Genomic DNA, 20,335 nt, shown 5'->3' with positions numbered 1-20,335 from the left:
TCATATGGCGCGTGCAAGGACGACCGACTGTTACCCGGAGATTGCCATGCGTTCGCTTGTTGCCGCCATTCCCCTGCTGTTCGCCGCCCTCGCTTCCGCGCCGCTGGCGGCGCAGGAGGGCACGGTCGACGCCGGGCCGGGCGATTTTCTCGAAGGCTATTATGCCAAGCTGCGCGAACAGGTCAGCCTGCCGGTCGCGCCGCCCGCCGCGCCCATGCCGTCGACGGCGGCCACGATTACCCGCATCGCCTTCGGCAGCTGCAACCACCAGTCGCGCGGGCAGCATATGTGGGACCGGGTGGCGGCGACCGATCCAGACCTGTTCCTGCTAATCGGCGACAATGTCTATGGCGACACCAACTGGAACGGCGATGCTTCGCTGACGACGCTGCGCGAGGCCTATGCACTGCAGGCCAGCCATCCGGAATTCGCCGCCTTCCGCGCGCAGGTGCCGATGCTCACCACCTGGGACGACCATGATTTCGGCTTCAACGATGGCGGCGGCGCCTTTGCCTTCAAGGGGTTTGCCGAGGATATCTACGAAACCTTCTGGGATGCCTCGCCCCAGGTGAAGGCGCGCCCCGGCATCTATGAAAGCCGCAGTTTCGGCAATGACGGGCGGACCGTGCAGCTCATCATGCTCGACACGAGGTTCTTCCGGTCCGATCTCGAACGGATGCCGTACAGCGAGAATCGCCCGCCGCTCGGCCCCTATGTGCAGAACGAGGACGAAGGCCGCACCATGCTGGGCGAGGCGCAATGGGCCTGGTTGCAGCAGGAACTGGCGAAGCCGGCCGATTTGCGGATCCTCGTCAGCTCCATCCAGGTGCTGACCGATGCGCACGACTACGAAAGCTGGGAAGCGCTCCCGGCCGAACGGCGCAAGCTGTACGAAATGCTGCGGGGGCGCGAGGAAAGCGGGCTGGTGATCCTGTCTGGCGATCGCCACGCGGGCGGTATCTACACCGACACGCCGATCGCCGCCGGCGAACAGCTGTGGGAGCTTACCAGTTCCTCGCTCAACCTCGCCTTCAACGACACCGCCAGCAATACCGCGCGCGAGCCCGACCCGCGCCGGCTCACGGACTTCATTTCGGAAGAGAACTTCGGCCTCGTCGAAATCGACTGGCAGGCGAAGCAGGTGACGATGAAGCTGATCGGCAACCAGGGCGAAGAGCGCGCCAGCGACGCCTTCAGCTGGGACCCGCCAATCAGCGATGCGCCGCCGATCATGCAGCCGGTGCAGGCAATCGAGCCGGTGCAGTAAGGGTCAGTCGCCGGGCGAAGCGGCGCTGCCGGCGAGCAGGCCGCCGTCCAGCGTGAGTTCGCTGCCGGTCATATAGGCGCTTTCGTCGCTGGCGAGATAGACGCACAGGGCGGCGACTTCCTCGACCGTGCCGAAGCGCTTCAGCGGCGTGTCCCTGACCATGGCCGCCTTGCGTTGCTCGAGGTCGGGCCCGTCGCCCAGCAGCGCTTCCCACATGGGCGTGAGGATCGCGGCCGGCTGGACCGAGTTGCAGCGGATGTGCCAGCCCTGCTGCGCGCAGTAGAGCGCAACGGACTTGGAATGGTTGCGGATCGCCGCCTTGCTCGCAGCATAGGCCGCCGCGCCGGGGATGCCGACCACGCCCGAGCGCGAGGACATGTTGATGATCGAGCCGGTGCCCTTCGCCTTCATCGCGCCGATGGCGTAGCGGCAGCCGAGGAACGTCCCCTCCATGTTGACCGCGTTGACCCGCCGCCATTCGGCGAGGCTGGCGTGCTCGGGATCGTGCGGCCCTGCCGCGCCGTCCTCGAACCCGGTGATGCCGGCATTGTTGACCAGCACGTCGATCGCGGGCGCGATCCGGGCGAGCGCGTCCCAGTCCGCCTCCTCCGCGACGTCGAGCTTGTGAAACCGGCAGCCGATGGCACGCGCCGCCGCCTGCCCGGCTTCGGCATCGATATCGGTCAGGATTACCTCGCCCCCTTCGCGCACGAAAGCCTCGCACACCGCGCGCCCGATGCCCCGCGCGCCGCCGGTGACGACGCACAGTTTGCCATTCAATCCTTGCATAAAAAGTACCTCTGTAATCGCATTCGTCCCGCCCGCCGTGCTGTGCGGCAGGTCGGTTGTCGGATTTGCAGGGTTACTTGTTCACCGGAGGTCTCGCCTGTTGCAGCGCAGGGTCTAGCGCAGTCGAGACGTTACCTCAAGCTGCGCTCTCGATGCCGAGATCGCTGAGCTTGCGGTAGAGAGTGGATCGGCCGATGCCGAGCCGGCGCGCCACTTCGGTCATCCGCCCGCGATAATGGCCGATTGCAAGGCGGATGACGTCGGCCTCGATCTCGTCGAGCGGGCGCAGGTTGCCGTCCTCTGTATAGAGCATGACGCCGACCGCCTCCGGCAAGGATGCGCCGGTTTCGCCGAGGTCGCCGACGATCTCGGAAAGCTGCGGGAAGTCGCGGGCGGTCAGGGCCTCGCCCTCGCAGAACACTGCGGCCCGGAACAGCACCGCTTGCAGCTGGCGGACATTGCCCGGCCAGTCGAAGGCGGACAGGATGGCGAGCGCGCTGTCGGCCAGCGACAGGTGCCTGAGGCCTGGCTGTTCGCCGATCCGGCCGAGGAAATGGCGGGCGAGGGCCGGGATATCGCCGGCGCGGTCGCGAAGCGGCGGCAAGGCGATATGCGTCGCGCCGAGCAGCCGCAGCAGGCCCGCGTCAAAATGGCCTGCCTCGACCAAGTCGACCAGCGGCAGATTGCTCGCAGTGAGGAGGCGGATATCGATCTTGAAGCCGTGGCGGGCCCCGATCGGGCGGACGATGCCTTCCTCCAGCGTCTGCGCCAGCCGTTCCTGCAGTTCCGGGCCCAGCCTGTCGATCTCGTCGATGACCAGCGTGCCGCCGTCGCAGAATTGCAGCGCGCCGATCTGCCGGTCGAAGGCGCCGGGAAACGCACCCTGTTCATGGCCGAACAACGCCGATTCGACCGAATTGCCGGGAATGCCGCCGATGTTGATCAGCCGCAGGGGCGATTTCGCCCGCGGGCTGGCGGCGTGCATGGCCCGGAGCAGCATTTCCTTGCCGGTTCCGCTCTCGCCCTCGATCACGACATGGCCATGGCCGCGGGCCGCCTTGGCGGCGCGGGCCAGCGCGGTACGGAAAGCGGGGGCCGTCCCGATCATGGCATCGAAGTCGAGTACCGCGGGCATCTTCTCGGTGAGCGGCTGGAGCTCGGCCTTCGGGGCTTCGAACTTGGTGGCGCTGCGCAAGGCGCGCATCAGGCGCTCTGGCGCGACGGGCTTGATAAGATAGTCGGTGGCGCCGGCACGCATCGCTTCGACTGCCAGCAGCGGACTGGCGCTCTGGGTCAGCATCAGGATCGGCAGGGCAGGACGGCGGCTTTTCAGTTCCTCGATCAGTTGGCAGGCATCGTCGCCCGGCACCCACTGGTCGAGGATGATGGCCGACAGCTGCATGCCCTGGCGCGTGCCGAGCGTAGCGATGGCGGTTTCGGCATCGCGGACAACCAGCGTGCGCCAGCCCTCGCGCGCGGCAAGCGCGGCGATGAGCCGGCTTTGCGCCGGTTCGTCGTCGATCAGCATCAGCAGGCGCGTATCGTCTTCTGCCATAAAACCCCGAAACCGTCCCTTCGCGGTACAGGCAGGGGAATTACCCGAGAGGAGTAAAGGTCCGATTAAGGCTGTTGGCAGGTCCGCGCGGCATTCGCGCTATCCCCTTGGCAATCGCATCGCTGCCGGATAGGGATTTGCGCCATAACCACACCAACCGTTTTTCGGGGAACAAACGCCATGGCCACCAACGACATGAAGTCGGCTGAAAAGACCTATTCGGGGTTCATCTCCGCAGTAAAGATTTCCATCCCGATCATCGCCCTGATCACGCTCCTCGTCGTCGTGCTGATCGCCGAATAGTCCCTTGCGGATTGCGGCCCTGAAAGAGCGCGCCGCAGGGGAAACCCGCGTTGCGCTGACGCCCGAAACGGCGAAGAAATTCGCTGCCCTTGGCGCCACTGTCGCAGTCGAATCGGGGGCAGGCGAACATGCCGCCATCCCCGATTCCGCCTATGCCGAGGCGGGGGCCGAAGTCGGCAGCGCCGACGCGGTGATCAAGGATGCCGACATCGTGCTCGGTGTGCAGGCGCCCGATGTGGCACTGCTCGCGGGCGCCAGGCCGGGCGCGTGGGTCGCGGCGACTTTCGATCCGTTCGGACAGAAGGACCGGGTCGAGGCCTATGCCACGGCCGGGCTCGAAGCGCTCTCGATGGAATTCATGCCGCGCATCACCCGGGCGCAGAGCATGGACGTACTGTCCAGCCAGTCCAACCTGGCGGGCTATAAGGCGGTGATCGCTGCGGCGGACCAGTATGGCCGCGCCTTCCCGATGATGATGACCGCCGCTGGCACGGTGCAGGCGGCGCGTGTCTTCATCATGGGCGTTGGTGTTGCCGGCCTGCAGGCGATCGCCACGGCCAAGCGGCTGGGGGCGCAGGTTTCGGCAACAGACGTTCGTTCCGCCACCAAGGAGCAGATCCAGTCGCTCGGGGCCAAGCCGATCTTCGTCGAGGACGTCGCCGGGATCGAAGGCGAGGGCAGCGGCGGCTATGCCACCGAAATGAGCGAAGAATACCAGAAGGCGCAGGCCGAGCTGGTCTCCAGCCATATCGCCAAGCAGGACATCGTCATCACCACTGCTTTGATTCCGGGGCGCGCTGCGCCGCGCCTAATCGCCGACGCGCAGATTGCGACGATGAAGCCGGGCAGCGTGATCTTCGATCTCGCGGTCGCCCAGGGCGGTAATGTCGAAGGCAGCAAGGCCGACGAGCTAGTGGTCAAGCACGGCGTCACCATCATGGGCTATGCCAACACCCCCGCTGCGCTGGCGCCCGATGCCTCGGCGCTGTTCGCGCGCAACCATTACAATTTCCTCTCCGCCTTCTGGGACAAGGAGACGGGCAGGCCGGTACTCGACGAGGAAATAGGCAATGCGATCCGGCTGACGCAGGGCGGCAAAGTTGTGAATGAGAGGCTCAGCGGGTGAAGCGGTTGCTCGCTGCCGCGCTGATCGTGACGACCTTTCAGGTCCCGATCATGGCGAATGCTACTGCTGACGAAACGGCTGAAAGCGAGGACAGGGCGATTATTGGTCTGGGGTTCTGGCTGGCCGACGACGGGATCGAGATCAGCGATGTCACAAAGGGCTCCGCCGCCGAAAGGGCCGGCCTCAAGGTTGGCATGCTGATCACCCAGATCAACGGCAAGGCTTTGGCAGAAATGGAAATTGCCGAGGTGGAGCAGATGGTGGCATCGCTGGAGTGTGAGATTGTCCTCAAAGTGCGCGAACTGGGCGAAGTGAAATTGCACAAGGCGGTGATCGAGAGGAATGCTGGGTGAAGTGGAAATGCACTTCTGCACCCATCTTGCTCGCAGTCCTTAGCAGCTGCGTAGAGTCCGGAAATCCGTCGGCATGGTCACCGGAAGAGGGAGCCGAGTTCCGGCTGTTAGTCACTGAGATTATCGCGGAACTTGATCCTGAATGTCCCCTTACAGCGCAACCGAGATTGTTAAAAAAGTACACCCCTCTGAAGGAGCGCTTTGCTGCCATGACTGATCGAGCAGAAGGGTCGAAGTTTGGCATCGATATTGCCATCGCGCAAGCTGATGAAGATTATCGGCGGACGACATACGTTCTGGAGTGCCCAGAGCTTGATCAGCCAATGGGCTTTCACGAGACGATGGACAGCTACCTAGATTCCCGCATGGCGGAAGCTGGCAAGATGTTGGATCTCTTGAAGATATGATGCGGAAGGACGACGGATAGCATGGACTTTATCTCGATCCTGTCGATTTTCGTGCTGGCGTGTTTCGTCGGCTATTATGTGGTCTGGTCGGTCACTCCGGCGCTGCATACGCCGCTGATGGCGGTGACCAATGCGATTTCATCGGTGATTATCGTCGGCGCGCTGATTGCTTCGGCTGAAGCTGGGAGTGCATTGGCCAAGTGGCTGGGCCTCGCCGGGGTCGTTCTCGCAAGCGTCAATATCTTCGGCGGCTTTGCCGTGACCGAGCGGATGCTGGCGATGTACAAGAAGAAGGAGAAGAAGTGATGTTCGACTTCCTCTCCGCAGCATCCGGCGATGGCGGCGTAAACCCGTGGGTCGCGCTGGCCTATCTCGTCTCGGGCGTGTTCTTCATCCTCGCGCTGCGAGGGCTTTCCAGCCCCGCCAGCAGTCGCACCGGCAACCGCTTCGGCATGGCCGGGATGTTGATCGCGGTGGCGACGACGCTGGTGACCCATGATGTCGCCAATATCGTCGAGATCGGCGTCGCGATCCTGATTGGCGGGGCCTTCGGCCTTGTCGTGGCCCGGCGCATCGCCATGACCGCGATGCCGGAACTGGTGGCGGCGTTCCACAGCCTCGTCGGCCTCGCCGCCGTGCTGGTCGGCTGGGCCGCCTATCTCAATCCCGAGGGCTTCGGGCTGCTCATGCCGGACGGCGGGATCGGCGCGGTCAGCAAGATCGAGATGGGCCTCGGCATCGCCATCGGTGCGATTACATTCTCCGGCTCGGTCATCGCGTTCCTCAAACTCTCCGGGCGGATGAGCGGTTCGCCGATCCTGCTGCCCGCGCGGCACCTGATCAACCTCGGCACGCTGGCGGCGATCATCGTGCTGACCGCGCTGTTCGCCATGGCCGCACCCACCGATACCATGACGCTTATCGTGGCGCTGACGGTGCTAAGCTTCATCATCGGCTTCCTGCTCATCATCCCGATCGGCGGGGCGGACATGCCGGTCGTGGTTTCGATGCTCAACAGCTATTCCGGCTGGGCGGCGGCGGCGATGGGCTTCACGCTTGGTAACACCGCGATGATCATCACCGGGGCGCTCGTTGGCTCCTCGGGCGCGATCCTCAGCTACATCATGTGCCGCGCCATGAACCGCAGCTTCATCAGCGTGATCGCGGGCGGCTTCGGCGCGGACGGCGGCTCGGGCAGTGGCGGGGAAGCGCGCGAGCAGCGGCCCTACAAGTCGGGCAGCGCCGAGGACGCGGCCTATATGCTCGAACAGGCAGAGAAGGTCATCATCATCCCCGGTTACGGCATGGCGGTGGCGCAGGCGCAGCACGCTCTGCGCGAAATGGCCGACAAGCTGAAGGAGCACGGGGTCGAGGTCAAATACGCCATCCACCCGGTCGCGGGCCGCATGCCCGGGCACATGAATGTGCTGCTGGCCGAAGCCAATGTCCCCTACGACGAGGTGTTCGAGCTGGAGGACATCAACAGCGAGTTCGCCCAGGCCGATGTCGCCTTCATCATCGGGGCCAACGACGTGGTCAACCCTGCGGCCAAGACCGACAAGTCCAGTCCCATCTACGGCATGCCCGTCTTCGACGTCGACAAGGCCAAGCAGGTCTTCTTCATCAAGCGCAGCATGGGCGGGGTCGGCTATGCCGGGGTCGACAACGACGTGTTCTACATGAACCAGACCGTGATGCTTCTGGCCGACGCCAAGAAGATGGTCGAGGAAATCGTCAAGGCGCTCGACTGATGCGGATACCGTTGGCGGCCGCGTGTGCCGCCTTGCTGCTGACCGGCTGCGTCTCGGTCATCGCCGAGAACCGTGTCGAGAGCGCGCTGCTGAAGGCTGGTCTCAGCCAGCGCAATGCCGGTTGCATGGCGGAACGCATGGTCGACCGGCTGACCATCTCGCAGTTGCGCAAGCTCGAAGCCTTGCGCGGCCGGAAGGGCGAGCCGGTCAAGCCGCGCACGCTCAGGCAGTTCGTCGAACGCGTGCGCGCGGTGGGGGATAGCGAGGTGCTGGCGGTCACGGCGAGTTCCGCGGCGCTGTGCGCCACGGGACTTGCTGACGAGGCGCAGGGCGACTGACCCCTTGCATTCGCCGGGCGGCGCGGCACTATGCGCGGCGAGGGAGAGGTATCATGAAACGACTGCTGATCGGGTCGCTGGCTGCGGCGCTGGCGACGCCGGGTCTAGCCGAAACTATCGCGGTCGCTCCGGGCGATGGCGCGCAGGAAAGGCTGCAGGAGGCGCTGATCCTCGCCGAGCCGGGTGACGAGATCCTGCTCGGGGCAGGGCGCTTCGTGCTGACCGACGGGCTCAGTCTGGATGTCGACGGAGTGACCGTGCGCGGGGCGGGGATGGATGCGACCGTGCTCGATTTCGGGGCGCAGAAGGATGGGGGCGAGGGGCTGCTGGTGACCTCCGACCGGGTAACGCTGCGCGATTTCGCGGTCGAGAACGCACGCGGCGACGGCATCAAGTCCAAGGGCGCCGACGATATCGTCTATGCCAGGATCCGCGTCACCTGGACCGGCGGGCCCAAGCCCACCAACGGCGCCTACGGCATCTACCCGGTCGAAAGCACCGGCATCCTCGTCACCGACAGCGAGGTATCGGGCGCGTCGGACGCGGGCATCTACGTCGGCCAGTCGAGCAAGATTACCGTGCGCAATTCGGTCGCCACCGACAATGTCGCCGGGATCGAGATCGAGAACAGCCGCGATGCGATCGTCGAGGGTAATTTCGTCACCCGCAACACCGGCGGCATACTGGTGTTCGACCTGCCCGACCTGCCGGTGATGGGCGGGGGCAATGTGGTCATCAAGAACAACCTCGTTGTCGGCAACACCACGCCCAACTTCGCCCCGCCGGGCAACATCGTCGCAGGCGTGCGGCGGGGGACCGGGATCATGGTGATGGCGAACGAGAAGGTCTGGATCGAGGACAATATCGTCCGCGACAACCCGACCGCGCCCTTCATGGTCGTGGCCTATGTCCAGCCTTTCACCGATGCCCGCTACAATCCTTTCCCGCGCGAAGTGGTGATTGCGGGCAACAATGTGGACGAGGGCGGTACCGACCCGCAGCTGGAAGGCAGGGACATGCTGCTCGCGGCTTTCGGCGGCGCTCTGCCGCCGATCCTGTGGGACGGCCTCAGCCAGGATAGCGATACGCCCGCACTGCTGGCGACGCCGGAAATCCGCGGCTGGACGCTGGGCCTGACCCGGCAGGGACAGCCTTTGACGGAAGCGCAGCCGGCGCCGCTCGAAGTCCCGGTCTATGGCCAGCCATGGGATTTCGGCGCAATCGGCGCGCCTGCCGCCCTGTTCGACCGGGCGGGATGATGCGGCGCGGGCCTGTTCTGCTGCTTGCGTCGGTGCTGGTCCTGACAGCTACGCTTGCCGTCCGGGCCGCTGCGCGCGACGCGCCCGCACCAAGCGATGCGATAATCCTCGGCGATGAGAGCCCTGCGCGCCTTTCCCAGTTCGGCTTTTTTGCCGACGGTACGAGGCAGCTTCCGGCGGAGCACGTGCTGCCTTACCGGCTGAACATGCCGCTCTATTCGGACGGGGCAGACAAGCTGCGCTTCCTGTATATTCCGCCGGGAGGAAAAATCGCCGCAGAAGGCGATGGTCTTCTGAAATTCCCGGTCGGTAGCGCGCTGATCAAGACATTCGCCTTCGGCGAGGGGGCAGCGCGCCGCCTGATCGAGACCCGCGTGTTGCTCCATCGGTCAAATGGCTGGGTGGCCTTGCCCTATCGCTGGAACGCGGAGCAGACGGACGCGGTACTGGCGCTCGCCGGCGGACGGGTCGAGATCGAAACCGCGGCGGACGAGACGATCTCCTACCGCATTCCCAACAAGAACCAGTGCAAGGAATGCCACGGCCTCGACGGTGCGGTCGTGCCGATCGGGCCCAAGGCCCGCAATCTCGACCGCGACTGGCTGGCCCGGCTCGGCCTTGCGCCTGCGGGGGCCGACAGCCTGCCCGTGTGGGAAGAACGGGCCGGCGCCGATGCGGCAAAGGCGGCGCGGGCCTATCTCGACGTCAACTGTGCGCATTGCCACCGCCCGGGTGCCGCAGCTTCCAATTCCGGACTGGACCTGCGCTGGGAACAGGACGATCCGGTCAGACTGGGAGTGCTTAAGCGCCCGGTCGCAGCAGGGCGCGGTTCGGGCGGGTTCGATTTCGACATCGATCCGGGCCATCCCGAACGGTCGATCCTGACTTACCGCATGGGCAGCAGGGAGCCGGGCGTCGCCATGCCGGAACTCGGCAAATCGACCGTCGACGCAGACGGCTTGGCGCTGATCGAACGCTGGATAAGGGAAATGGAATACAAGTGAAGAAACTGGCCAAGATCCTCGGCGCAATTGTCGCCCTGCTTCTCATCGCATTCCTCGCCTTGCGGGTACCGGATACGGACGGTGCGGCGATGCGCGCGAAGTACGGTGCGCCGCCGTCGCAGTTCGTGAAGCTGGCCAACGGCATCACGGTCCACCTGCGGGACGAGGGGCCGCGCGATGCGCCGGCCATCATCCTGCTGCACGGCTCCAATGCCGATCTCCACACCTGGCAGCCCTGGGTCGACAGGCTGAAGGATCGCTACCGGGTCATCCGCTATGACCAGCGGGGCCACGGCCTGACCGGCAATGTCACTGGCGGTTACGACGCCGATGCGTTTGCGGCCGATGCGCTCGCGGTCGCCGACACGCTCGGGCTCGACAAATTCGTGCTCGCCGGCAACTCCATGGGCGGGGCCAATGCCGCCCGTTTCGCAATGCTTCATCCCGATCGCCTGTCCGGGCTGGTACTGGTCGATGCCGGGGGCGCGCCGGTCAAGCGCGAGGGCGGCGGCAATCTTGCCTTCACTGTCCTGCGCATGCCGGTCATCGGCAGTGTCGCCAGCCAGATGATGCAGCGGCCCCTGGTCGAGCGGAGCCTGCGCCAGAGCGTCGCCAACCAGTCTGTGGTGACGCCCGAAACGATCGACCGCTACTGGGAACTCGCCCGCTACCCCGGCAACCGCGAAGCGACGCGCGAGCGTTTCTCCCTGCCGTGGACCTCATTCACGGCAGAGCAGGTGCGCGCGATCACTGTCCCGACGCTGGTGATGTGGGGCGAGGAAGACAGCCTGATACCCTTTGCTGCGGCCGGGTGGTTCATGCAGCAGCTGCCCGATGCGAAGCTCGTCTCCTATCCCGGAATAGGCCACATCCCGATGGAGGAGGCACCCGATCGCAGCGCCGAAGACCTCCGGTCGTGGCTTGAGGCGACGCTGGCCGCCCCGTCCACGACCGAAGCGGTGGACTGATCGGTAGCGGGCTTGCCTTGGACGGCCGGGCCGCTACCGTTACCGCCTGACTGGCCGCTGCGAGCGGCGTTATCTTTCGGGGGCTCATTACCTTGCGCACGCTTGGCATTATCGGCGGAATGAGCTGGGTTTCGACCCGCATGTACTACGAAACGCTCAACAAGCTGGTGCAACGGCGTGTGGCACCGATGGCGAGCGCACCGCTGCTGATCGAAAGCCTCGATTTCTGCCAGCTCTACGGGCTGCTCGAAGCGAGCGACTGGAGCCGGGCCGAAGAGGTGCTGAAGGGTTCGGCGCAGCGGCTGGAAGCGGCAGGGGCCGAAGCGCTCGTGATCGCGGCCAATTCGATGCACCGCGTCTACGACGGGGTTGCCGCTTCCGTCGGCGTCCCGATCCTGCATATCGCCGATTGCATGGGCGACCGGATGGCCGCGGCTGCCGTCGGGCCCGCGGCGCTCATCGGCACGCGCAACGTCATGACCGAGAACTTCTATCGCCAGCGGCTGGTGGCCAAGGGCATCGACCTGGTGCCGCCCGACATGGGCTCGGTCGATGAAACCGATCGCATCATCTACGACAAATTGATGAAGGGCCAGGCCAGTCGGAGTGCGGAACGCTATTTCAAGACCATGATCACGCGCATGGAGCAGGATGGCGTAACCGCAGTCGCGCTGGCTTGTACCGAGCTCAATCTCGTGGTCGATGCGGGGGCCAACGTGCTGCCGATTTTCGACAGCAGCCGCATCCACTGCGAAGCAGCGATCGACTGGATGTGCGCCGGATAAAATAAGTTTGGCGGCTTTCCCGTAATTTCGATGCTTAATGTGTCGATTACGCGAAATTAGGCACTTGCAAAGGGCTGGCTTGCTGTCACTCTGCCGACCTCAAAAATCCTTTTGAGGGGGATCGTCACCAATGAAAATCCGAGTCGCAGGTCGCATTGCGGCCATCGGCGCAGCCCTGTTGGGTGCAGCGCTTGTTTCCAGCCCTGCCGCAGCGCAGAAAATCGAAAACAGCTATATTTGCGTGTTCAAGAAGGACGCGGTGGCCAAGAGCGCGGTTGGCCGCAAGGCCGGCGAACTGGCCCGCGGCAACGGGGGCTCGGTGAAGAGCGTCTACAGCAACGCTATCCGCGGCTTTTCCGCCAATATATCGGCCCAGGGTGCTGCCCGGATCGCCGCGAACAATCCGAACATCGCCTTCTGCGAACAGGACCAGCTGATGTCCACCCAGCAGAAGGGCAAGCCCGGCGGTGGCGGCACGACTCCTCCGCCGCAGAGCATTCCCTGGGGCATCACCCGCGTGGGCGGCGGGACGCAGGCTGCTGCCGGTCGCGCCATAGTGATCGATACCGGCGTCGACTTCGACCATCCGGATCTCAATGTGAACACCGCTCTGGCCGCGAATTTCACCAGCGACACCAGCGGTGACGACCTCAACGGCCATGGCACCCATGTCGCGGGCACCATCGCTGCCATCAACAACGGGTTCGGCGTCGTCGGCGTCGCCCCGGGCACGCAGGTCATTCCGGTCAAGGTCCTCAACCGGAGAGGTTCGGGTTCGAACTCGGGCGTGATCGCGGGTATCGACTATGCCGCCAGCATCGCCCAGAGCGGCGATGTCGCCAATATGTCGCTCGGCGGCGGATTCAGCCAAGCGCTCAACGATGCGGTGATCGCCGCTGCGGGCACGGGTCTCAAGTTCGCGCTTGCGGCCGGTAACGAAAGCACCAGCGCCACCACCAAGTCGCCGGCATCGGCCAATGGGAATGGCATTTTCACCATCTCCTCCTTCGCCAATGGCGATATCTGGTCGAGCTTCTCGAACTTCGGCAACCCGCCGGTCGATTTCGCCGAGCCGGGCTCGTCGATCTTCTCGACCTACAAGGGTGGCGGCTACGCCACCCTGTCGGGCACCTCGATGGCATCGCCGCACGCGGCCGGCCTGCTGCTGCTCGGCGCGATCCGCGGCAGCGGCACAGTTTCGGGCGATCCGGACGGCAATGCCGACACCATCGGCGTTCGCTGATCGCCTGATCGATTGAACTATCAAGGCAAGGCCGCGTGTCCACGGCGATGCGCGGCCTTTCCTTTGCCACTTCGCCATGTTGCCCGATTGTTCCCGTTGTCGGCCCGTCGGCGGCCCAATAGAGCGGTGCCATGCCGCGCTCCCCGTTAGCAACCGATCCCGCCCATAGCCGGGGGCGCGAGTTCGCCCATAATGCGAGCGAGACGCGCGGACCGCGCAGCGCCTTCCAGCGCGACCGCGACCGGATCATCCATTCCATCGCTTTCCGCCGCCTCAAGTCCAAGACGCAGGTCTTCGTCGCGCCCGATGGCGACCATTACCGCACGCGCCTGACCCACAGCCTGGAAGTGGCGCAGATCGGGCGGGTGATCGCCCGCTCGCTGGGCCTCGACGAAGACCTGACCGAAGCCCTGTGCCTGGCCCATGACATCGGCCATCCGCCGTTCGGCCACGCGGGCGAAGATGCCCTGCACCAGGCCAGCGTGCGGCATGGTGGGTTCGACCACAACGCCCAGACGCTGCGCACGCTCATGCGCCTGGAATGTCCCTATCCCGCCCACGATGGCCTCAACCTCAGCTGGGAACTGCTCGAGGGGCTGGCAAAGCACAACGGACCTGTGGCGACGCCGCATCCGGCGCTGGCGGAGCTCGACAGCGACTATCCGCTCGACCTGCCGCGCTGGTCGTCGCTGGAGGCGCAGGTCGCCGCGGTGGCGGACGACATCGCCTATGACAATCACGATATCGACGACGGGCTGCGGGCCGGTTTCCTGCAGCTCGACGATTTGCTGACGATCGACTTGGTGGCGGATGGCTGGCGCGCGGTCGAACGGCAGTATCCGGGGGTCGAGCGTTCGCGCCTGCTGCGGGAACTGGTGCGCAACCAGATCGGCCTGATGGTCAACGATGTCATCCGGCATACGGAAGCCTCGACGAAGGGGCTGTCGGGTCCGGAGGAGGTCCGCAGTGCAGGACAGATGCTGGCCGGGTTCTCGCCCGGGATGCAGGAGCGCGAACGGCGGCTCAAGGCGTTCATGTACGAACGGCTGTACTACCACGAGGAGCAGGTCCAGGCGGCCGAGCGGGCGCGGGATGTCGTTGCCCGGCTCTATGCAGCTTACGAACAGGAGCCCGGCCTGATGGGCGAGCGCTGGGCCCATGCCCTGCCGGAGGACCAGGAAGCCCGGTCGCGGCACATCGTCGATTACATCGCCGGCATGACCGACCGGTTCGCCGTGAACCAGTGCCAGCAGATCTACGGCATGGTGCCGCCAGGGCTGAGCAATGTCTGATCCGCGACGAGCGCCCGCCTGCAGGATGGATTTGCCCGGCATTGCGCCCTAAGGCCGCGGCAGGACAGGCAGGAACAACAAGAGGACGCATGCCCGCACCAACGCGCATTGCCATCGTCGGCGCTACCGGACTGATAGGCCAGGCTATCCTGCGGCTGGCCGTGGGGCGCGAGGATCTGCGGCTCGTCGCCATCGGCAGGCGCGAGGTGCCCTTGCCTTCGGGGGCGCGGATGGAAGCCTTCGTCGCGGACCCGGACAAATGGGGCGAAGTGCTGGAGGCGGTGAAGCCGGATGCCCTCGTATGTTCGCTCGGCACGACATGGGCCAAGGCCGGCAAGGACGAAGACGCGTTTCGCGCCGTCGATCAACGGCTGGTGGTTGATACGGCCCGCGCCGCGCAGGCGACAGCGGTGAAGCGGATGGTCACGGTCAGCTCGATCGGGGCTGACGCGCATTCCCGTAACTTCTATCTGAGCGTCAAAGGGCAGGCGGAGGCCGAACTCGGCAAGATCGGGTTCGAGCGTCTCGATATTCTCCGCCCGGGACTGCTGGTCGGCGAAAGGACATCGGACCGCCGCCTCGGCGAGCGCCTGGGCATTCTTGCCAGCCCTTTCACGAACCTGCTGCTCCACGGCCAATACCGCAAGTACCGCTCGATTTCGGCCAAAACGGTCGGCGGAGCCGCCCTCGCGCTGTCCCTGAGAAAGGCTCGCGGGCGCTACGTGCACGACAATGATGCCATCGCCCGTGCAGCAGCAGGATTGCGGCAGCCGGCGGACGCGGACTAGGAAAACCAGCCATGTGGGATACTCTGTTTTCGGTCGTCAACATCGTCGCCCTTATTGCCTGGGCGATGCTGTTGCTGCTCCCTCGCACCGAACTGGTTCTTGCAGCCGTGCTGTATCTTGGCGTCGGATTGCTGTGCCTGGTGTATGCCGTCTGTCTCGCCGGGATACTGGGTGGGGTGTTCGACCCGGTCGGCCCATCGGGAAGCGGCATGGATTTCACGACGATCGCCGGCGTCCAGTCCATTTTCGGCTCGCAAGGCGGGACCACGGTCGGATGGACCCACTATCTCGCCTTCGACCTCTTTGTCGGTATCTGGATTGCAAGGGACGCAGACCAGAAAGGGGTCGGCCGCGCATGGCAGGCCCTGTTCCTCGTCCCGACCTTCCTGGCAGGGCCGGTCGGACTGCTCATATGGCTACTGGTGCGCGAGCGCTATCGGGGCCCGCGCACCAGCGAATCGCCGTTACGGAAATTCCGCCGTTAGGTGATGCGGTCGCCGGCTTCGCCCACCGATTCGATGTCGTTGCCGAGGCCCTTGACCGTGTTGCAGGCGGTGGTCGCCAGCGACATCGCGACGATGCCGAGGGCGAGTGCGATCTTCTTCGTCATCTCAACTCTCCTGTTTGGAATTGCTTGCCGTTCAAACGAGCGCCGAGGTTTCCCGTTCCTGTACGGCGGCATTGCGTTTCAGCCGATGCTCCCGCCATGCGACGAGTAGCCCTGCACCCATGATGAGCGGAGCGCCCAGCCACAGGGTAGATGGCGGCAGGACCCCGAAAATGGCCCATCCGTAAGCGACTGCCCAGAGCAGGGACGAGTAGTCGATGACGATGATGGTGGCAGCCGATCCGAAGCGCAGCGAGTTGGTGAGGGCAATCTGGGCCAAAGCGCCGCTCAGCGCCATGGCGATGATGGTGAGCCAGGTTGCCGGATCGTGCGCCTTGATCACGAAGGGAAGGGCAAGCGCCAGGGGCGGGACGGTGAGCGCGGTGAACCAGAAGACGATGGCATAGGGCGTCTCGGTCTTGTTGAGATCCTGGATCTGGAACGAGATGAGCGCGACCATGAAGGCTGCCACCAGGCCGACCATCACGCCCCATAGGTTGACGTCGCCGCCGCTTCCCGGCTGCATCACGATCAGCACGCCGGCAAAGCCGAGCGCCACGGCGCTCCAGCGATAGATGCCGATCCTTTCCCGGAACAGGACCAGCGCCAGCAACACGGCGAACATCGGCGTCGTGAAGCTGAGCGTGGTTGCTTCTGCGAGGGGCAGCATCATCACGGCGCCATAAACGCAGAACATACCGGTGATGCCGTAGATCGCGCGCCTGGCATGGGCCCCGAACCGCTTTGTGCGCAACTCGCCCAGCTTTCCCAGGGCCGCCATCAGGCCGCCGATCACCAGCATGGTGATGAATTGCCGCCAGAAAATCAGCTCGGGCAAGTCCACCCCGCGTGTGCCGGCCAGCTTTACCAGCATCGCCATGGTCGACAGGCACAGGGCCGTTACGAGGCGCAGCAGCAGCGCGAGCATCGGGCGGGGGCGGGCGACGGAGCCATCCATGCAGTCGCCCTAGTGCAAGCCGTGACGAGTGCCCATATGGCGGCGCGATGGAATTTCTTCACCGCCTGATCTTCGCTGGCGATGCAGAGCTGCTCGCGATGATCGGGGCGGGGCTGGTGTTGCTTGGCCTGTTCGCCAACTTCATGGAACGCCGCCGTGTGCGCCGCGCTCGGATCGATCGGGTGGGATGGGTGCCCTGGCTGAGCCTGTTCATGGCCTGCACGGTCATCGGCGGCGGCTTGCTGATGGTGGCGTTGCCGTCAATCTTCAGGGCCTAGGCCGAAGCGAAGAGTCGAGGCGACAGCGCGCCGTTGCGCCGCGGCACTTTCCTACAGGCAGAGGCCTTGCTAGATCGCCCTCAGCTCTTTGAAATGCAACGCAGATTACCGCCGACAGACCTGCCCGCAGTGTTGGGTTTTGGTGTGAACTTTGTGTGAACTTTGGCGGAATTATCCAAGGCCGGGGTATGGCCTGGCCTAAAGGCACGCCTCCAGATACGCCTGGTCGAAGCCGAACTGGCGGGCCTTTTCCAGCGTGTAGGGACGCAGGCCGCTGGAGCGGAATTCGCCGATGATCTTGCCGTCCTCGGTCTCGTCGAGATACTCGAACTTGAACAGGGTCTGGGTCACGATCACGTCGCCTTCCATCCCGATCACCTCGGTGATTTCGGTGGTCCGGCGCGAACCGTCGCGAAGGCGCTTGACCTGCACGATCAGGTCCACCGATTCCGCGATCTGGCGCGAGATGGCTTCCTTGGGGATCTTGATGTCTCCCATCAGGATCATGTTTTCCATACGGCCCAGACACTCGCGCGGGCTGTTGGCGTGAAGCGTACACATCGAACCGTCGTGACCGGTGTTCATGGCGGCGAGAAGGTCGAAACATTCCGCGCCGCGGATTTCGCCCAGGATGATGCGGTCAGGACGCATACGCAGGGCGTTCTTGACGAGGTCGCCGATGGTGATCGCACCCTGGCCTTCGAGGTTCGGCGGGCGGGTTTCGAGCGGCAGCCAGTGCGGCTGCTGGAGGCGGAGTTCGGCCGCGTCTTCAATGGTCAGCACGCGCTCGCCCGGGTCAATCATCTTCGACAGGGCGTTGAGCATGGTAGTCTTGCCCGAACCGGTACCGCCGGAGATGACGATATTCATGCGGCAGGCGCCGGCAACCTTGAGGCAAGTCGCCATCTTCTCGCTCATCGAGCCGAAGTCCTTGAGCATGTCGATGGTGATCGGCTTCTCGGAGAACTTACGAATCGAGATCGCGGTGCCGCGCAGCGACAGCGGCGGCACGATGACGTTGACGCGGCTGCCGTCTTTCAGACGGGCGTCGGCCAGCGGGGTGGTCTGGTCGACGCGGCGGCCGACCTGGTTGACGATGCGCTGGGCGATCTGGAACAGGTGCTGTTCGTCGCGGAACCGGATCGGCGCGATCTGCAGCTTGCCCTTCTTTTCGATGTAGGTCTGGTCCGGCCCGTTGACCATGATGTCCGACACGTCGGGGTCGTTGAGCAGCTCTTCGAGCGGACCGAAGCCGAGCAGTTCGTCGATCAGCACCTTTTCCAGCGCGAACTGTTCGCGGCGGTTGAGGGTGACCTTGAGCTCGGCCAGCACTTCCATGATGATCGGGCGGAATTCTTCCGACAGCTCTTCCTTGGAAAGCGTGGCGGCCGCTTCGGGATCGACGCGTTCGAGCAGGCGCGGCAGCACCTGTTCCTTTATCTTGTGGACGCTGGCTTCGAAGCCGCCGACCTCCTGCTGGGTGTGGACGGCATTCGCGCGGTCGGTCAGCCGCGTCAGCGCATCTTCCTTGTTGGGAACGCCTGCGGCGGGTGCGGCGGGCTCTTCTTCTCCTGGCAGCGGCGGAAACTGCTCGCCACCCGGGGGCGGCGGGGCATTGTCGCGTGACGGCGCCGCGGCGGCGCCGCCGCGCATGGGACGCGCGACACCGAATGCGGGACGAGCACCCGGAGCCATACCCCCAGGCCCGTTCTTGCGTCCGAATGCACTCATTGCGCTTCCTCCGAGGAATTACCGTTCAATCGTGGCGCGGCGATGGGTGCTGTTTGCCCAAGGCCGCCTTCCGAAATTTGGTGAATAATCGGGAAACCTTATCATTTTCTGAAAATCGGGAAGGTCGGCCCGCGTAGAGGGCAAGGCGCGCCGCCTTGCCGTTGACGGCATATTAACCAGGATTTCCTACCGAAACCGGATGCAGACACTCTCCGAAACAGGACCGGCCGGAAGCCTCGTGCAAACCAGGGCACCTTTGCGGCTCCGGAACCTCGGCCTTGCGGTTGCCGCCGGGCTGCTGGTCACTGGGATCGTTTTTCATACCTATTACATATCGGTCGATCCGCCGTGGCTGGAAGGTTTGCGCCAGCTGGGCATCGTGTTCATATTGCTCGAGACACTTGTCCTGTCGGTGGCGCTGGCGAGGGGAATGACCGTCGCGGGCGTGGCAGGAGGGCTCCGCCGGCCCGACAAGGTCGCGCTGGCAATCTTCCTCGCCTGTTTCCTGCCCGGGGGCGTGCTTTTCTCTGAAATCGCCTCGACCGCGACGTCGCTGAGCCTCGTCATGGTGCTGCACATGCTTTTCGCCTGCGCGATCTGGCACAGTCTCGAGGGTGTTGACGAGGCATCGGTCGACGGCTTCGCCCGGGTCCTGCTGGCCGCCATGCTCTGCTACGTGCCGCTGCTCGTGTGGACCTTCGTTTTCCCGCCGGAGCATATCGATCCCTACAACCATGTCTGGCAGTTCGCCCTGCCGGGGTTCATTTCCGTCCGCACCTTCGGGGCCTTCACGGGGGCGCTGGCTGCGTTCCTGGTGGCGCTGGCATTGTGCCGCCGCGACCGGGGGCCGGTGCCTGCCTGGCTGCTGGTGGCAGTGACTATCGCCGGCGGACTGACGATCTGGTCTGGCACGCGTGCCGCCATCGTGGGTGTGGGCGTGAGCCTCGTGGCAACGGCCTTCCTGCTGCGCTGGAGGTTCGATTCGGCCACGATCGCAAAGCTGGTTGCGTGCCTGGTTGTTGCGGTCGTCGGCGCTGTCGCATTGCAACCCTATGGCGATGCCGCGTTCCAGCTCTATGCCGAAACAGACGGTGCCAGCGGCGATGCCGTGACCGGGGGGAGGCTCAGCTATTGGAGCGATGTCCTCAATGCCATCGGACGATACCCGCTGTTCGGTGCCGGTAGCGCTGCATCGAGCTGGGCGCTTGCCGAAGGAAGCCAGCAGCACGTGCAGCCGCACAACATCATCCTGCAGTTCCTGCTCAGCTGGGGCGCGATCGCCACGGCTGCGGCATTGTTCCTCATCGGACGTGCGACGATTGCGGCCCATGCCGTTGCGCGGCAGCACATCCTCGCCGTCCCGTTCCTCGCCATGGTATATTGCCTGCTGGTCAATTCGCTGTTCGACGGCACATTCTACTTTGCACGGCACCTGATGCTGATAATGCTCGGCTACGGGGTAATCTTCGCGATCGCGCGCACCCGAGGCGCAGGCGAAGCATGATACCGTAAGGGGCCCGCAGCGAAGCGCCG

General features: G+C 64.7%; 23 protein-coding genes. 18 read left to right on the top strand and 5 right to left on the bottom strand.

Annotated elements, in window-relative coordinates; genetic code table 11:
• Positions 1 to 46: 46 nt before the first annotated feature.
• Complete coding sequence (locus WAB17_RS01185) at positions 47 to 1,267, top strand: alkaline phosphatase D family protein (RefSeq protein ID WP_435418220.1); 1,221 nt, start codon at positions 47 to 49, stop codon at positions 1,265 to 1,267.
• Between the two features lie 3 nt (positions 1,268 to 1,270).
• On the opposite strand, the gene WAB17_RS01180 is transcribed toward WAB17_RS01185, so the two are convergent.
• Together WAB17_RS01180 and WAB17_RS01175 are read right to left on the bottom strand one after the other, a co-directional pair.
• Positions 1,271 to 2,056, bottom strand: a complete 786-nt coding sequence (locus WAB17_RS01180) for an SDR family oxidoreductase (RefSeq protein WP_435418219.1) — start codon at positions 2,054 to 2,056, stop codon at positions 1,271 to 1,273.
• 136 nt (positions 2,057 to 2,192) lie between these two features.
• The gene (locus tag WAB17_RS01175) at positions 2,193 to 3,611 is read right to left on the bottom strand and encodes a sigma-54-dependent transcriptional regulator (protein WP_435418218.1); all 1,419 of its coding nucleotides are present in this window, start codon (positions 3,609 to 3,611) and stop codon (positions 2,193 to 2,195) included.
• Positions 3,612 to 3,791: 180 nt separating this feature from the next.
• On the opposite strand from WAB17_RS01175, the gene WAB17_RS01170 reads away from it, so the two are divergent.
• From WAB17_RS01170 to WAB17_RS01100, 15 genes are all read left to right on the top strand, one after another.
• Positions 3,792 to 3,914 (top strand): aa3-type cytochrome c oxidase subunit IV, encoded by a 123-nt coding sequence (locus tag WAB17_RS01170; protein WP_435418217.1) that lies wholly within the window; start codon positions 3,792 to 3,794, stop codon positions 3,912 to 3,914.
• Positions 3,915 to 3,918: 4 nt separating this feature from the next.
• Positions 3,919 to 5,040, top strand: a complete 1,122-nt coding sequence (locus tag WAB17_RS01165) for an NAD(P) transhydrogenase subunit alpha (RefSeq protein WP_435418216.1) — start codon at positions 3,919 to 3,921, stop codon at positions 5,038 to 5,040.
• Positions 5,037 to 5,393, top strand: a complete 357-nt coding sequence (locus WAB17_RS01160) for a PDZ domain-containing protein (protein ID WP_435418215.1) — start codon at positions 5,037 to 5,039, stop codon at positions 5,391 to 5,393. The genes WAB17_RS01165 and WAB17_RS01160 overlap by 4 nt, the downstream gene beginning before the upstream one ends.
• Before the next feature lie 209 nt (positions 5,394 to 5,602).
• Entirely contained in the window at positions 5,603 to 5,800 is a 198-nt protein-coding gene (locus tag WAB17_RS01155; RefSeq protein WP_435418214.1) for a hypothetical protein, read from the top strand.
• Positions 5,801 to 5,821: 21 nt separating this feature from the next.
• Positions 5,822 to 6,106 (top strand): NAD(P) transhydrogenase subunit alpha, encoded by a 285-nt coding sequence (locus WAB17_RS01150; RefSeq protein ID WP_435418213.1) that lies wholly within the window; start codon positions 5,822 to 5,824, stop codon positions 6,104 to 6,106.
• The gene (locus tag WAB17_RS01145; RefSeq protein WP_435418212.1) at positions 6,106 to 7,551 is read left to right on the top strand and encodes an NAD(P)(+) transhydrogenase (Re/Si-specific) subunit beta; all 1,446 of its coding nucleotides are present in this window, start codon (positions 6,106 to 6,108) and stop codon (positions 7,549 to 7,551) included. Before WAB17_RS01150 ends, WAB17_RS01145 begins: the two co-directional genes overlap by 1 nt.
• A complete protein-coding gene (locus WAB17_RS01140; RefSeq protein ID WP_435418211.1) occupies positions 7,551 to 7,889 on the top strand; it encodes a hypothetical protein in 339 nt (112 codons plus the stop codon). The genes WAB17_RS01145 and WAB17_RS01140 overlap by 1 nt, the downstream gene beginning before the upstream one ends.
• 53 nt (positions 7,890 to 7,942) lie before the next feature.
• On the top strand, positions 7,943 to 9,148 hold the full coding sequence (locus WAB17_RS01135) for a parallel beta-helix domain-containing protein (protein ID WP_435418210.1): 1,206 nt from the start codon (positions 7,943 to 7,945) through the stop codon (positions 9,146 to 9,148).
• On the top strand, positions 9,145 to 10,152 hold the full coding sequence (locus WAB17_RS01130; RefSeq protein WP_435418209.1) for an SO2930 family diheme c-type cytochrome: 1,008 nt from the start codon (positions 9,145 to 9,147) through the stop codon (positions 10,150 to 10,152). Before WAB17_RS01135 ends, WAB17_RS01130 begins: the two co-directional genes overlap by 4 nt.
• Positions 10,149 to 11,120 (top strand): alpha/beta fold hydrolase, encoded by a 972-nt coding sequence (locus WAB17_RS01125; RefSeq protein ID WP_435418208.1) that lies wholly within the window; start codon positions 10,149 to 10,151, stop codon positions 11,118 to 11,120. Before WAB17_RS01130 ends, WAB17_RS01125 begins: the two co-directional genes overlap by 4 nt.
• Positions 11,121 to 11,212: 92 nt before the next feature.
• Positions 11,213 to 11,905, top strand: coding sequence for an aspartate/glutamate racemase family protein (locus WAB17_RS01120; RefSeq protein WP_435418207.1), 693 nt, complete (start codon positions 11,213 to 11,215; stop codon positions 11,903 to 11,905).
• A 130-nt stretch (positions 11,906 to 12,035) separates the two neighbouring features.
• Positions 12,036 to 13,148: a S8 family serine peptidase gene (locus WAB17_RS01115; protein ID WP_435418206.1), complete on the top strand. Its 1,113-nt coding sequence runs from the start codon at positions 12,036 to 12,038 to the stop codon at positions 13,146 to 13,148.
• 131 nt (positions 13,149 to 13,279) lie between these two features.
• A complete protein-coding gene (locus tag WAB17_RS01110; protein ID WP_435418205.1) occupies positions 13,280 to 14,440 on the top strand; it encodes a deoxyguanosinetriphosphate triphosphohydrolase in 1,161 nt (386 codons plus the stop codon).
• An 89-nt stretch (positions 14,441 to 14,529) separates the two neighbouring features.
• On the top strand, positions 14,530 to 15,228 hold the full coding sequence (locus WAB17_RS01105; protein ID WP_435418204.1) for an NAD(P)H-binding protein: 699 nt from the start codon (positions 14,530 to 14,532) through the stop codon (positions 15,226 to 15,228).
• Between the two features lie 11 nt (positions 15,229 to 15,239).
• A complete protein-coding gene (locus tag WAB17_RS01100) occupies positions 15,240 to 15,713 on the top strand; it encodes an ABA4-like family protein (protein WP_435418203.1) in 474 nt (157 codons plus the stop codon).
• Here the strand turns inward: WAB17_RS01100 and WAB17_RS01095 are convergent.
• The gene (locus WAB17_RS01095; protein ID WP_435418202.1) at positions 15,710 to 15,838 is read right to left on the bottom strand and encodes an entericidin A/B family lipoprotein; all 129 of its coding nucleotides are present in this window, start codon (positions 15,836 to 15,838) and stop codon (positions 15,710 to 15,712) included. The two genes, WAB17_RS01100 and WAB17_RS01095, sit on opposite strands and share 4 nt — an antisense overlap.
• 31 nt (positions 15,839 to 15,869) lie before the next feature.
• A complete protein-coding gene (locus tag WAB17_RS01090) occupies positions 15,870 to 16,793 on the bottom strand; it encodes a DMT family transporter (RefSeq protein ID WP_435418201.1) in 924 nt (307 codons plus the stop codon).
• Between the two features lie 47 nt (positions 16,794 to 16,840).
• Between WAB17_RS01090 and WAB17_RS01085 the strand changes: the two genes are divergently transcribed.
• Positions 16,841 to 17,071 carry a hypothetical protein gene (locus WAB17_RS01085; RefSeq protein ID WP_435418200.1) on the top strand — a complete coding sequence of 77 codons (231 nt, stop codon included), beginning with the start codon at positions 16,841 to 16,843 and terminating at the stop codon, positions 17,069 to 17,071.
• A gap of 198 nt (positions 17,072 to 17,269) precedes the next feature.
• On the opposite strand, the gene WAB17_RS01080 is transcribed toward WAB17_RS01085, so the two are convergent.
• Entirely contained in the window at positions 17,270 to 18,802 is a 1,533-nt protein-coding gene (locus WAB17_RS01080; RefSeq protein WP_435418199.1) for an ATPase, T2SS/T4P/T4SS family, read from the bottom strand.
• A gap of 199 nt (positions 18,803 to 19,001) precedes the next feature.
• Between WAB17_RS01080 and WAB17_RS01075 the strand changes: the two genes are divergently transcribed.
• Positions 19,002 to 20,306 carry an O-antigen ligase family protein gene (locus WAB17_RS01075; RefSeq protein WP_435418198.1) on the top strand — a complete coding sequence of 435 codons (1,305 nt, stop codon included), beginning with the start codon at positions 19,002 to 19,004 and terminating at the stop codon, positions 20,304 to 20,306.
• Positions 20,307 to 20,335: the final 29 nt, after the last annotated feature.

The organism is Parerythrobacter aurantius (assembly GCF_045291475.1).
GTDB lineage: Bacteria > Pseudomonadota > Alphaproteobacteria > Sphingomonadales > Sphingomonadaceae > Parerythrobacter > Parerythrobacter aurantius.
The sequence above is the reverse complement of the archived record's forward strand: the minus strand, read 5'-3'. Positions and strand labels throughout refer to the sequence as shown.

Excerpts from the sequence above, each read along its gene's own strand:
- WAB17_RS01185 (WP_435418220.1), top strand. The coding sequence starts at position 47 with ATGCGTTCGCTTGTTGCCGCCATTCCCCTGCTGTTCGCCGCCCTCGCT.
- WAB17_RS01180 (WP_435418219.1), bottom strand. The coding sequence starts at position 2,056 with ATGCAAGGATTGAATGGCAAACTGTGCGTCGTCACCGGCGGCGCGCGG.
- WAB17_RS01175 (WP_435418218.1), bottom strand. The coding sequence starts at position 3,611 with ATGGCAGAAGACGATACGCGCCTGCTGATGCTGATCGACGACGAACCG.
- WAB17_RS01170 (WP_435418217.1), top strand. The coding sequence starts at position 3,792 with ATGGCCACCAACGACATGAAGTCGGCTGAAAAGACCTATTCGGGGTTC.
- WAB17_RS01155 (WP_435418214.1), top strand. The coding sequence starts at position 5,603 with ATGACTGATCGAGCAGAAGGGTCGAAGTTTGGCATCGATATTGCCATC.
- WAB17_RS01150 (WP_435418213.1), top strand. The coding sequence starts at position 5,822 with ATGGACTTTATCTCGATCCTGTCGATTTTCGTGCTGGCGTGTTTCGTC.
- WAB17_RS01145 (WP_435418212.1), top strand. The coding sequence starts at position 6,106 with ATGTTCGACTTCCTCTCCGCAGCATCCGGCGATGGCGGCGTAAACCCG.
- WAB17_RS01140 (WP_435418211.1), top strand. The coding sequence starts at position 7,551 with ATGCGGATACCGTTGGCGGCCGCGTGTGCCGCCTTGCTGCTGACCGGC.
- WAB17_RS01135 (WP_435418210.1), top strand. The coding sequence starts at position 7,943 with ATGAAACGACTGCTGATCGGGTCGCTGGCTGCGGCGCTGGCGACGCCG.
- WAB17_RS01130 (WP_435418209.1), top strand. The coding sequence starts at position 9,145 with ATGATGCGGCGCGGGCCTGTTCTGCTGCTTGCGTCGGTGCTGGTCCTG.
- WAB17_RS01115 (WP_435418206.1), top strand. The coding sequence starts at position 12,036 with ATGAAAATCCGAGTCGCAGGTCGCATTGCGGCCATCGGCGCAGCCCTG.
- WAB17_RS01110 (WP_435418205.1), top strand. The coding sequence starts at position 13,280 with ATGCCGCGCTCCCCGTTAGCAACCGATCCCGCCCATAGCCGGGGGCGC.
- WAB17_RS01105 (WP_435418204.1), top strand. The coding sequence starts at position 14,530 with ATGCCCGCACCAACGCGCATTGCCATCGTCGGCGCTACCGGACTGATA.
- WAB17_RS01100 (WP_435418203.1), top strand. The coding sequence starts at position 15,240 with ATGTGGGATACTCTGTTTTCGGTCGTCAACATCGTCGCCCTTATTGCC.
- WAB17_RS01095 (WP_435418202.1), bottom strand. The coding sequence starts at position 15,838 with ATGACGAAGAAGATCGCACTCGCCCTCGGCATCGTCGCGATGTCGCTG.
- WAB17_RS01090 (WP_435418201.1), bottom strand. The coding sequence starts at position 16,793 with ATGGATGGCTCCGTCGCCCGCCCCCGCCCGATGCTCGCGCTGCTGCTG.
- WAB17_RS01085 (WP_435418200.1), top strand. The coding sequence starts at position 16,841 with ATGGAATTTCTTCACCGCCTGATCTTCGCTGGCGATGCAGAGCTGCTC.
- WAB17_RS01080 (WP_435418199.1), bottom strand. The coding sequence starts at position 18,802 with ATGAGTGCATTCGGACGCAAGAACGGGCCTGGGGGTATGGCTCCGGGT.
- WAB17_RS01075 (WP_435418198.1), top strand. The coding sequence starts at position 19,002 with ATGCAGACACTCTCCGAAACAGGACCGGCCGGAAGCCTCGTGCAAACC.